General features: G+C 40.9%; 14 protein-coding genes. 6 read left to right on the top strand and 8 right to left on the bottom strand.

Translation table 11 applies throughout. The annotated features are described in order from the left end of the window. The first annotated feature begins 102 nt into the window (after positions 1-102). Together L4B77_RS17690 and L4B77_RS17685 are read left to right on the top strand one after the other, a co-directional pair. The gene (locus L4B77_RS17690) at positions 103-894 is read left to right on the top strand and encodes an EAL domain-containing protein (RefSeq protein ID WP_261840747.1); all 792 of its coding nucleotides are present in this window, start codon (positions 103-105) and stop codon (positions 892-894) included. 348 nt (positions 895-1,242) lie between these two features. Continuing rightward, entirely contained in the window at positions 1,243-1,989 is a 747-nt protein-coding gene (locus L4B77_RS17685) for a TetR/AcrR family transcriptional regulator (RefSeq protein WP_429752031.1), read from the top strand. A 117-nt stretch (positions 1,990-2,106) separates the two neighbouring features. Here the strand turns inward: L4B77_RS17685 and L4B77_RS17680 are convergent, their stop codons facing one another. The 3 genes from L4B77_RS17680 to L4B77_RS17670 form a co-directional block, all read right to left on the bottom strand. Then, a complete protein-coding gene (locus L4B77_RS17680) occupies positions 2,107-3,369 on the bottom strand; it encodes a DEAD/DEAH box helicase (RefSeq protein WP_429752029.1) in 1,263 nt (420 codons plus the stop codon). A gap of 57 nt (positions 3,370-3,426) precedes the next feature. Further along, positions 3,427-4,038, bottom strand: a complete 612-nt coding sequence (locus L4B77_RS17675; RefSeq protein ID WP_429752027.1) for an acyl carrier protein phosphodiesterase — start codon at positions 4,036-4,038, stop codon at positions 3,427-3,429. A 205-nt stretch (positions 4,039-4,243) separates the two neighbouring features. Next, on the bottom strand, positions 4,244-4,372 hold the full coding sequence (locus tag L4B77_RS17670; RefSeq protein WP_261839961.1) for a hypothetical protein: 129 nt from the start codon (positions 4,370-4,372) through the stop codon (positions 4,244-4,246). 446 nt (positions 4,373-4,818) lie between these two features. Here L4B77_RS17670 and L4B77_RS17665 point away from each other — a divergent pair, with 446 nt between their 5' ends. After that, on the top strand, positions 4,819-6,042 hold the full coding sequence (locus L4B77_RS17665; RefSeq protein WP_429752025.1) for an aromatic amino acid transport family protein: 1,224 nt from the start codon (positions 4,819-4,821) through the stop codon (positions 6,040-6,042). Positions 6,043-6,406: 364 nt separating this feature from the next. Further along, complete coding sequence (locus tag L4B77_RS17660; protein ID WP_429752023.1) at positions 6,407-6,622, top strand: hypothetical protein; 216 nt, start codon at positions 6,407-6,409, stop codon at positions 6,620-6,622. Here L4B77_RS17660 and L4B77_RS17655 read toward each other — a convergent pair. From L4B77_RS17655 to L4B77_RS17645, 3 genes are all read right to left on the bottom strand, one after another. Next, positions 6,564-7,289 (bottom strand): HAD-IA family hydrolase, encoded by a 726-nt coding sequence (locus L4B77_RS17655; protein ID WP_261840746.1) that lies wholly within the window; start codon positions 7,287-7,289, stop codon positions 6,564-6,566. The two genes, L4B77_RS17660 and L4B77_RS17655, sit on opposite strands and share 59 nt — an antisense overlap. Before the next feature lie 353 nt (positions 7,290-7,642). Further along, complete coding sequence (locus L4B77_RS17650) at positions 7,643-9,451, bottom strand: HD domain-containing phosphohydrolase (RefSeq protein ID WP_429752021.1); 1,809 nt, start codon at positions 9,449-9,451, stop codon at positions 7,643-7,645. Positions 9,452-9,517: 66 nt separating this feature from the next. Beyond that, on the bottom strand, positions 9,518-10,012 hold the full coding sequence (locus tag L4B77_RS17645; RefSeq protein WP_372065794.1) for a hypothetical protein: 495 nt from the start codon (positions 10,010-10,012) through the stop codon (positions 9,518-9,520). 248 nt (positions 10,013-10,260) lie between these two features. On the opposite strand from L4B77_RS17645, the gene L4B77_RS17640 reads away from it, so the two are divergent. Together L4B77_RS17640 and L4B77_RS17635 are read left to right on the top strand one after the other, a co-directional pair. Then, a complete protein-coding gene (locus tag L4B77_RS17640) occupies positions 10,261-10,407 on the top strand; it encodes a lipoprotein (protein ID WP_372092064.1) in 147 nt (48 codons plus the stop codon). A gap of 52 nt (positions 10,408-10,459) precedes the next feature. After that, positions 10,460-10,927 (top strand): CreA family protein, encoded by a 468-nt coding sequence (locus L4B77_RS17635; protein WP_429752019.1) that lies wholly within the window; start codon positions 10,460-10,462, stop codon positions 10,925-10,927. An 87-nt stretch (positions 10,928-11,014) separates the two neighbouring features. Here the strand turns inward: L4B77_RS17635 and L4B77_RS17630 are convergent, their stop codons facing one another. Beyond that, positions 11,015-11,773, bottom strand: a complete 759-nt coding sequence (locus tag L4B77_RS17630) for a hypothetical protein (protein ID WP_429752017.1) — start codon at positions 11,771-11,773, stop codon at positions 11,015-11,017. A gap of 103 nt (positions 11,774-11,876) precedes the next feature. Then, positions 11,877-12,020: IS3 family transposase (locus L4B77_RS17625; RefSeq protein WP_429752033.1), on the bottom strand; the 144-nt coding region annotated here is incomplete at its 5' end.

The raw sequence follows: 12,020 nt of genomic DNA, 5'->3' as shown, positions 1-12,020 counted from the left end.
ATATTTTATTTTAATTAATTGACAAATTACCTACACCTGTCAATATTGTGACACATGTAACGTATTCTCCCGTTATAAGATTAAGCATTTTTATTGGCGACTATGATTTTATCTGACAGAAGTGAATTTAGTAATTGCATATCTATGGATTCTGATAGGCAATTTATTGCCCACTATCAAAACCTAACACTGAAAAGTGTTTATCAACCGATATTTGATCATTCTACAACCCAGGTCGGTGTGGAGGCTTTGGTTCGTATATCTAATCGTCAAGGTGAGGTTGTCCGTCCTGATCAATTTTTCCATTCAGACGAAACCTCCTACACAGATAAGGTCAATGTCGAAAGACTCAGTCGTGCGATACATATCCGTAATTTTGCACAATCAACGGTTCGGCATCTAGATTTATTTTTGAACGTTCTTCCTAACGTTGGCGAGTTGTTTGCGACAAAAAATGTCAGCGATGGCCTGTTAGCTAAACGGTTACTAGAGCTTAATCTTTCATGCCAACAGATCGTCATGGAGTTAGTCGAGTTGAATGCTATAAGTGAGGAACGATTAAAAAAGGCTGCCACGTCACTTGCCAAAAACGGATTTCAAATTGCAGTCGATGACTTTGGAACACAAGCATCAACAGAACACCGAGTTCGTTACATCAACCCAAACATTATCAAAATAGACCGATCCGTGATGCTCAACTTCGAGAATGGCGAGCACCTCGAAATGGAGAAAGCACTTGAACTTGCAAACCAAATTGGCGCAAAAACGGTCATAGAAGGCATTGAGACTCCCGAGCAACTCGCAGCGATGCAAAGTTTGGGCTTCGATATGTATCAAGGTTATCTATTGGCCATGCCAAAACCAGTTGACCTTGATCTGCGTTTGGTTATCTAGCCTCTCTTTCTATTATTCACTAGCGTCATCTCCTATTCACAATATAGTAGTCATAAAACATTCGGTTAATAGAGAGAATTGGCCTAACGATATTTTAATCCCTCCCCCCTTAGTAAACACTTTCCCCATATAATATGGAACATCACAGGTTCCGTTATTAAAGTCAGCAGCTAAATAAACCTTTCCCAAAATATATGGGACGCTTGATTCCATCGTTGTGTGTGCGCACATCACTGAGCATTTTTTTGAATGTCGAGACTCATCAGATTGACTGCCCGTCAGTACAATATTCTTATTTAAGTCCAAACAGTGTAGAATATATAAATCAAGTAAACGTACGAAATCAAGATGACGGTAAAAAAGCAAGGAAGAAGAAGCGCGAAAGACGCTGAAGAAACTCAAATTCAAATAATGGCTGTTGCAGCAGAACTGTTTTGCACTTCAGGCTATGAACGAGTGTCGTTACGTAATATCAGTGAAAAAGCGGGGGTATCTCATAGTCTTATCCGTCATCACTTTGGTAGTAAAGAGAAAATATGGCATGCAATAAGTGATTGCTTGCACAACTATTTTCAGTCTTACATTAGTAAAGTCATACAAGAATTACCAAAAGACGTCACGCCAAATATTTCAATCTACTTGTTTACTATGCATCTTTTTAGCAACATGATTCACTTTCGTCGACCGATACAACTCCTATCGGATTCTGTGCGTCAAGAAGATAACCTCGTTGATTATTTCATCAGTAATGGGGGGAGTCTTGAAGATGAAATCGGTAAGCTGGCAGATCAATACAATGATAGCAATCCAGACAACATCGTTAATATTAATGAAATAAAGTGGCAAATGATCATGTATGCCAATGGAGCAGTGTGCCTAACCCCGTTTATGGAAAGCACATGGAACGAAAATGAAAATGAAACGGTAACGACACCTGAAGAAGCTCTAATGAAGCATTGGCAAATGTTTAATTCGCAAATGATCAGTCAATTTGGTGTTGAAGAAGAGTGGAAGCTTAACCCGATTAGCCTAGAAGAACTGATTTATGACGTACCTTGCAAATGGAAGTATAACCCTGAGCATAATGAATCTTGATAACGCTTTTTCAGGTCCGAAGTTAGTTTAATATAAAAATGCTCCATGACAGAATTAACTGTCACGGAGTGTTTTTATATGTACTCATAATTAAGCGGAGTTAAGCGTTAAAATCGCTTATTTTCGACGCGCTTTACCGCGGTTTTGGTGGATTTTGAGCTTTGCCTTCATCTTGCGTTTTTCTGATGAACGACTCTTACTGCGGGGCGCGAGATCTTTTTCTAGACTTGGTTCAAAGCCTTCTAGCCACTCTTGAGGCAAACGCGTATCAAGTAATCGCTCAATATCACCCAGTAGGTAAGCTTCATCCTGACTCATCAAAGAGATCGCTAAACCTCTGTTACCGGCACGACCCGTTCGTCCGATACGGTGAACGTAATCTTCCGCTTTGAATGGCATGTCATAGTTCACAACTTGTTCTAGCTGCTGAATATCGATACCACGGGCTGCTACGTCGGTTGCGATCAACGCGCGAACTTTGCCTGATTTGAAATCGTCCAATGCTTTTTGACGCGCACCCTGGCTCTTATCGCCATTGATTGATGCCGCTTTGATACCGTCTAACTTAAGCTCTTTAACAAGAGCATCTGTGCCCTGCTTCGTTTTCGTAAACACCAACACTTGTTGCCAATTCTTTGAGCCAATCAAATACGCCAATAATTCACTTTTACGCGATTTATCTACCGGGTAAACCATCTGGGTAACGGTCTCTGCTGTGCTGTTTTTTGGTGTTACTTGAATTTCACTTGGCTTTTGCATCATACGGTGTGCAATCGCTTTGATTTTGTTATCAAACGTCGCAGAGAAGAACAGGGTTTGACGCACTTCGTTCATGCGAGAAAGAATACGTTTGATGTCAGGCATGAAACCCATATCTAACATACGGTCTGCTTCATCCAGTACCAGCACTTCTGTTTGGCTCAACATGATGTTCCTAGTGAACATGTGATCGATAAGACGACCAGGCGTCGCGACAAGAATATCTGCACCACCGCGTAGGTTATCCGTTTGCACCTTCATGCTCACGCCGCCATAGGCCACCACGACTTTAATGTCTGTGCCCTTTGCGTAGCTAGTTACGTTATCGAAGACCTGTTGTGCCAATTCACGAGTTGGTACTAACACAAGCGCGCGAACGAGCTTAGGGTTCGGAATCACGTTGTCTTTCGTCTCGATTAATCTTTGAATAATCGGTAAACCAAACGCGGCCGTTTTACCGGTACCCGTTTGAGCACCAGCCAGTACATCTTTGCCTTCTAATACCAATGGAATCGCTTGCTCTTGAACACTGGTCGGAGCCGTAAAGTTAAGCTCAGACAGCGTGGCAAGAAGATGCTCAGATAATCCTAGTTGGTGAAAAGATTTTGTAGATTCAGACATAGTATGATGCTCAAAGATTAAATAGGCGCGGATTGTAGCAAACCTGCATTACGCTGTTTACCTTTCCTTTTGATTTTTCTTCATTTGAAGCGCATTAAACTGCTTCGCTTCTTCTAACACGTTGGGATAAAGCTCATAAAAGTGACACTGCAACGTGTCGTAGTGACGTTCGAGGTCATCATAACATGCCTCGAGCATACTGAGTTTGGGCCTTCTCAACGCCATTCGCTGCAATACCACCTCTATAGATGACATCTCTTGATAGCTCTCTAACCATCTATGCTCAGCCATTTTCTGATGAACCATAACGAAATTTTCTGGCCAGTGTGGCTCTTGATGTTCAAAGATCTGCTCATGGCTATCGAAACAAAAACGCGCTAATGTCTGCTGCGAGAACTGTGCCCAATGATTGGCTAAGCAGTGATCCCAAAAGACATCGAGTGCAATAGGCGCAAAGCGTCGTGTTTGGTCTGAGAAAAGCGATTTTGCAGAACGAGATACATCATGACCATCAGTATAGCTATCAACAAATCGATGAAGCCTAATACCGTCAGAAAGTGCATCAGAATAGCGTTTATTAGGATTGCCTTTAACAAAATCACCTAACAGGTTACCGGCTAAGTTGCTGTTACAGTGCTTGGCGATGTGAAGGTGTGCGAGAAAGTTCATTGAACCTCATTAAAGTATCGAGAACTAAGTAACAGAGTAAACGTACTCGTTTATCTTCGCGAACTTTAATGAGGATAGTTTTGATATGACGTGTGAGCGAATGAGAGTTGCTCAGTTTAGAATTGCTCACTTTAAGAAGCGTTAGCTAAGAAAACTTTTAGCTTTAAAAGCGTTTCCGTTGAAACTGAATTAAAGATCTTAAAGCTTAGTTCGAAGACTTGAAAAGCTCTTCTGCTAACGGTTTCACTGTCTGTTCGTAGTCAGACAAATCAATGCCAATTTCCATAGCATCTAACAACTCTAGACTTTCGTCATTATAAGATTGGTCACTCATTGTGCCCCCTCTATTCCTTTATGTGGACATGATGTCCTATTAACCAGTGCACCATCTTGGACTTATATTATGTCACTTTGATGAACGCACTCTACTCTACCCATTCCATATTTATAGCTTGAAGCTACTCGCGATCATTAACGCTTTTTTACGCTAAAGGGGTATACGCGAACGACATATGTACTGTCACCTTACACTAAGTACAACAAATTACTCTAACAATTTCGAAGCTGATCATGGTCAAACGTTTGCTTTAGCATTGAATCTCGATTAATTCACAACATCGTAAACATGAGTTTACAGTGGTTATTTTTGATTACATCAATCATTGCTTTTGGTATTAAACTCAATCAGAATACATCAAARTCGAGATATTCTTTGGGTTTATGCGCTTAAGCCAGAAGAATTACAATAAAAATACACCCTAACGTAAAGAATTATATACAATGAATAAATCAAAGGTTTTTGGTAGTACTTTGATCATTGCAGGCACCACAATTGGTGCTGGCATGCTCGCTCTTCCACTTGCTTCTGCAGGTATTGGCTTTTCAACTTCACTTTTCTTGATGCTGGGTTTATGGGCATTAATGGCTTTTACTGCGCTATTAATGGTCGAACTTCACCAATTCTCAGAATCTGATGCAACCCTACACACGTTAGCTCACAACATTTTAGGGACAAAAGGAAAATGGATTGCGAGCTTTGCGGTGATGTTTCTATTTTACGCTTTGTGTGCCGCTTACATCGCGGGTGGTGGCGCACAGTTTAATCAACGTATCTCGGATATTTCCGGTATTGAACTCAACGGCCAGATCACAACCCTTTTATTTACCCTGTTAGTTGCTGGTGTTGTAACGATTGGTACCCACAGTGTTGATAAAGTTAACCGCGTCTTATTTGGTTTAAAGCTCGTTGCGATGGTACTAGTACTTAGCTTCCTCGCGCCCAACATCACAACTCAATACCTACTGAGTATGCCTTTACAACAAGGCCTGATTGTTGCGGCGATTCCTGTTGTCTTCACCTCTTTTGGGTTCCATGGCAGCATTCCATCGATCGTTCGTTACCTAGATGGCGACGTTCGTTCTTTACGTAAGGTTATGATTGTAGGTTCTGCCCTGCCATTGATTATCTACGTTTTCTGGCAGAGTGTGACTCTGGGTGTCGTAAGCCAAGAGCAACTACTTTCTGATACTAGCTTGGGTGCGCTTTTAGTCTCACTGTCACAAACCGTTCATCAATCAAACCTAAACGTGATCGTCGGTGTGTTCGCAGACCTCGCACTGCTAACATCTTTTATTGGGGTAAGCTTGGGGTTGTTTGAATTCATGGGTGATTCTTTGAGTAAGAAACTAGGCAATGCAAAACGTGTAAAGACAGCCGCTATCACTTTCTTACCACCACTGGGTTTTGCTTTATTTTACCCACAAGGTTTTATCATGGCGTTAGGCTACGCAGCCATCGCACTGTCAGTGCTCGCAATTCTGTTACCAACAGTGATGGTCTACAAAGTTCGTTACACTGATTTCTCTGTGAAGCCTCAAAGTCCAGAAGCGACATATCAAGTGCTAGGAGGAAGCAAAGCGTTGTTTTTAGCGGGTAGCGTTGGCGTGTTTATCATTGCCATTCAAATTCTTATTTCAGTAGGGTTACTGCCTTCACTTGGCTAACAAGATTTGGTGAAGGTTATAAGTCAATCGACATATCATCCGTCGATCATCTGATGTGATTAAAGATGTCGCTCAAACTCATCAAATGCCGTATCTAAACTTACAGAAGTGTCAGTTTCGCCATCTCAGACTTTGAGCGAGTGAGAATTAAAACAAACTCAGAAGGACTCGTTATGAGTCCTTCTTTACTGAATCACGTTAATAACGAAAACCATGATCACTAACGAGAAAATACTCATTACCATGAAGCAAGTCGCAAAGGGAATAGATTACCAATGGCTAAAACTGTTTAAAATTCAAGCTTAGAGGTAACATTATGTAACGGGTCTTTTTTCGCTTACCCTCTTGCTGCAGGTGACACATAATGAATAAAACAGAAGCACCAAACACCGATAATATTACATGCCCTTTATGTCAACACGACGAATATCTACTTTCAGAAAGTGGAGAAAAGTTCACCTGTGCATCTTGTGGTTTTCACACCGAACAATTAGGTAAAGTAGTCAGCCTTCAACTAGGTTCTACCCCACCAAAGCTGCCGAATTCTGCATACCACCACTTGAGCAGTGTTTGCCATTAATCCAAACTGAAATCTCATCTAAACTGTAGATATCCTGAGCCGCGAGTTCTGCTGAGCCGGCTTCGGGTTCTACGATGGCTTCATCAATACTTGGGCGTAATCGAAACGATTGAATTCCCGCGCGAACACCAGCCTCAATCCCTTTCAGCGTATCATCCACGTAGATGCATTCATTCGGTAAAAAGCCCATATTCATGGCCGTGTACATAATCAGATCAGGTTCTGGTTTCCAACTATTGGCATCAAACGCTGAAAACACTTTACCTTTGAAGTCATCGAGCATACCTGTCATCGCCAATGAAGATTCAACTCTAGATTTCGGTGCGTTGGAAGCGATACAAAACTCAATGCCTTGTTGTTTGAGAAATTCAATAAGCTCAATTGCCCCGTCCATTGGCTTTAAATGACGCTGAAATAGGGTCTCTAATTCAGTGCGATATAACGGTTCAAGGGTATCAATCGAGATAGATAGCCCAAGACGCTCTTGTGTATCCATTAAGATATCTGCCAGCTTACCACCTTGAAAGTGCGCGTAGCATTCTTTGACGTTCAACTTCGCCCCAAAGCCACTAAAAACGTTCACCAAAGCGCGACAGCACAGCTTTTCACTATCTATAAGTGTTCCGTCACAATCGAAAATCACACATTTTGTCTGCTCTAATCGCATAGACATTTCACTCACATTTGATCCAAGCTTTATCCTATAAGGTTATGCCAACAAACGGGATGATTCAGATAACATTTTATCGATCCCTGCTTATTTCTCTTCGCGAAATATGCGATAGATCACCTTATGACTGTAGATAAACATCAAATATCATTCGTTCAATCATGATTGTGTAGCACCAAATGCTGCTTGGTATTTCTATTTTGTTCTATATCAGTTCAAAATAGAAATCTGTGCTAACGAGCTTCAAGGCAGGCGAAAAAAATACACATCAATTAATCATTAACTAGAGGACTCAGTCAATGGATAGCGTTGAACATTACGAATAAAAAACAGCGAAAAAAGGTGAAGAGTTAGCTCGCGACCAACGCCTGAAGTGTCTGTGGCTCACCTACAGACATAGAGACATATTCGACACTGCTTGTGTCTGGAGAAGTATCACGAATAGCGATGAACTCAGGCAAATGATCTAACAACAACGTGGTCAACTTAGGATCGAACTGACGACCACACTCTCGCTCAAACAAGTCAACAACCCTCTCTAATGGCCATGGTTCTTTATAACAACGGGCGCTAAGTAGCGCATCAAAGACATCAGCTACGGCGGTAATGCGAGCAAACAAGTGAATGTCCTCACCAGCTTTGCCTGTCGGATACCCTTTTCCATCCCAGCGTTCATGATGCTCATAAGCAATGATCGCCGCAAGGTTGGTGATATCACCAGCTCCACTTTTCAGTAAATTATAACCCGCAGTAGTGTGCTGCTTCATGATAACCCACTCTTCTTCCGTTAGCTTATCAGGCTTATCGAGAATATATTCAGGAACAGAGATTTTTCCCACATCATGCATTGGACTGATGATTTCTATCATCTCAATCTCGCGATGACTCAAACCATAATGCTTAGCAAGTAACGCTGATAACTTGGCGACACGCTTAACGTGATTGCCTGTTTCACCAGAGCGCGTTTCAATGGCTTCCCCCAAAACATGAATCATGTCTTTTTGAACACTGAGTGTCTGCTTCTGTAGCGATAAGATTCGTTTATTTTTTTTAGCGAGCTCTTTCTTTTGACGTAACGTAATAAATTGCATGATGACAATTAAGCTTAACGCTAAAATAACCAGACTCAAACCAACCAGCAACTGAAGGTTCTTACGTATAAAAGAAGCGGGTTTATGGATTACCACCGATTTTTCAGGTAGTGCATCCTCACTGATATCAAATTTTTTCATGGCAAGGTAATTAAAAACAAAGCGTTGGTTATCACCCGGTACGAACGAGGGGGCGAAACCGAGATCCATATACTTATCGAGGGCATCAACGGCCTCTTCACCTATGCTTTGTGAGTGATTCACATAGCCACCGAGTACCTCGCCCGAAATATAGAACTGCCACAAAGCAAACACCGGCGCAGCACTCGCTTTAGATAAGGTATCTGCTACCTCTTGGTAAGTATGGTAAAGGCCTTGTTTCAACTCTGTGTTGTAGTGGCTGAGCAAAACCGCATCGTCTGCCGAGATCCCTTCCAAAAACTGGCTGGTATGCTCTAGTGATAGATCACGAATTTCGACCAAATTAACATTTGGAAACTCAGCCATTATGCGATGAATTTCTGTGTGAATCAGTTCGGAAGTTACACTAGAATCATTGATAAAATAGAGGTTCTTTAGATGAGGTCTTAATTTGCAAATCAGCTTAATATTAACGTCTATCTGATCATTCTCATAAAGCACGGTTGCTCTATCAGACACTGCGTACATGTCAGTACTGAAATCATTGATGCCAGCAGCAACAACCGGTGTGCTTCTATCAATCAAATCAGGCAGAGATTTAAGAAAATTGGCCGCGTTATCGTCTGTTACGATGACGCCATCAAATTTATAACCGGCATATTTCGTACGTAAGTAGCTCGCGAGAGAGTCGTAGTACTGAGGGCTGTGGACACGTTTTGAATCCAAATACTCGATTGAGAGTTTAACTTCGCTTTGAGATTGACTGAAAGCACGGTCTATCCCTTTTTGGAGGTCAGCGGTCCATTGATAAGAAGGTTCGTAGGAGTGCAACACTAGGATTTGTTTAACACCCCAACCATGTGCAGAAATAGCTGGAGAAAAAGCGCTAACGCATAATACAGCGATTGAGATCAATAGCTTGTACATACAACACAATTCCCCCTTTTTTAAAAACGAGCATTGTACTCAGATTAACGCCTTATCAAAGCACCTTTATTTCTCGATCCAAACTTTATCGCCAAAAACATGATCTCGTACCAAAAAGTCACGCAGCTGTTTAGCAAAGCCTTCGATATCTTGATCATTGTTGTTAACAATATCCGATAGCAACAGACAATCCTCACCTTCAGTGACAATCGCGCTCGCCACAACATCGCCATTTTGAGTGCCAATAAACAAGGTGTGCGCTTCCGACAACATAATCTGACTTAAGAACTCCAAAATATTCGCTCTTTCGGTTTCATCTTTGTAGGCGCTGGCTTGATTCAGTGAAAAAAGAACCGTCAATTTATGAAAGTCGACTTTATGCAGTTCATCAATTTGAGTTGGAGTTTGGTCTTGTGGGAGAAGCTGATAAGTCTTTTGGGAAAGTTGTTTTTTATAGACATCTAAACCAAGAAGGCTCTCTTTCGCGGGGTATGCAATATCCAGTTGGCTAAATAGCCAATGGTTCTTCTGATGTGCAATTTCAGGTATTTCATTATTCATTCTTTTAGTACCTACGTTTAGTATTCCAAACATCACCGTGATTCGGAACAACACATGGTCGACAAAAGAGCCGATCTAAAGATAGAAAGCATACAGAGCATGACTAAGGCCAACAAGCACTTTAAGAGCCTAATGTTTTTCATTAACCACAACAAGCCTTTAAGAACTCAACGAAAAGCTCTACACTCATATCCAAGCTTTCAATTTCCTGATAGTAAATAGAACGATATAAATAAAAAGGACTTCTTATGAAAAAAGCCTTAATAGCAGCCAGTATCATCGCAATGTTAGCTGGCTGTTCGGACAATGAAGTTGGCGACGTCTCTCTGGGTCTCTTCACTATGAAGGATGCATACTTATTTACACAACCATTATACATCTTTGTCTCAGATTGAACAAAGATAGTAAAATTATTACAAAAAGACACCATATAACAAGGAGTTACCAATGAAAAAGACATTAATGGCGGTCTGTATTGCAACCGTACTTTCAGGCTGTTCTGATAATGAAGTAGGTAGTGTTGATTTAGGGATTTTTTCATTAAAAGATATTTCATTAAGAAATTTGAATGATGACAAAATATCAGGTGTAACTTGTCATATCGCTTCTGTTGAAGCTGATTTCTCTCTTGCTGATCCGAGTGATAGTTCTATCTCTTGTCGTCAGACTGGCGAAATTACACCTGAAATGATCGCCACAATTGATAAATCAAAATCAGGTGAAGTAGTTTTTAAGCAATCCAAGAGCATTTTTTTCAAAACAATGAAAGTTAGACGTATCTATGATTCAGAGAACCAAACCCTACTCTACCTCTCATATACCACCAAAGAAACTGACAGTAGCTTCAAGCACAGCCTTTCAACCGTTCCACTATGGGGTACTACTGCCTACATTAGTCCAAGTGCAGCACAATGAACAATGCCGCTAATTTAGCGGCATTTGGCTTCTAGCTCTTGATCCGACCTGAAGAGAAAACCCACCGTGACTCGCCATTCAGAAGAATTACTTATTATCAAAAACATCCTCGATCAAACAAGATGTTAGCTTTCCACCTTTGGTTTTGGTCGTATCTATTTGCCCTCTCTCACTTTTATATTCTATTTCATTTAACAAGCCTGTTCCCTTGACTGCAATATCTTTAATACCCATTCTACGTAGGTCTTCGATGGAGTAATACCAACCATCTGTTTTTTGCTTAATTTGACAGCTATTCTTTATAATCTGTCCATACGAAGTGATTTTTTGATCAACACCAACATAGCCAAAAAACGCTGTTTCTTTTATTCGTAAACGATTTAAATAAGCCATAAACGCTGGTCTATCTTTCTTAGGAACACTTAATTCCCATAATTCATCCGATTGCTTTGCGCCACCATGCCAACCAATTAACGAATTCGTGTTAATCACCACACTTTTTGCTGCTGGTAAAACATAATTTGCACAGGAAGAAAAGCATAACTCACTAACCTCTACATCGAGATTATGCTCCTTGATAAAATAACCAAACTCAATGCCTACTCCCATATCTCCACCAGGACTAGTGATCTTAAGCTTTTTAATTGGATTATTGTTTTCTCTAACAACACGTAGAGCTTCAAGCACAGCATCTCCGGTAATCATTCCATCGTAAACAAGCGTATCACCAGCCACTAAAATCTTATAGCTAGGAGGGTAAATAGTTGCTGTGCTTTGACAACCGACTAAAGTAAAAATCATTATAATAAAGGACATACCTTTGATATTCATCTTATCTTCTTCCACGTTTTTTTATTTCATACTTAACAGTACAAGGATTACCAGCGGCAACACAATCATCAGGGATATCGTTACAGACTGATCTGCTCCAGTCAGACTGGACACCGCATTAAGCGACATATTGTTTTTCAAAGTTAACTGGGCTTAGATACCCAAGAGCACTGTGCCTTCTTGTTCGATTATAATCAACTTCGATATATTCAAAAAGTGCTTGGCGCATCTCTTCTCGCGTCATTATCGGCTCGTATTGGAT

Origin of the sequence: Vibrio minamisatsumaniensis (assembly GCF_050337445.1) — a bacterium.
GTDB classification, from domain to species: Bacteria; Pseudomonadota; Gammaproteobacteria; order Enterobacterales; family Vibrionaceae; genus Vibrio; species Vibrio artabrorum.
This window is presented reverse-complemented; position numbering and strand designations above follow the sequence as displayed.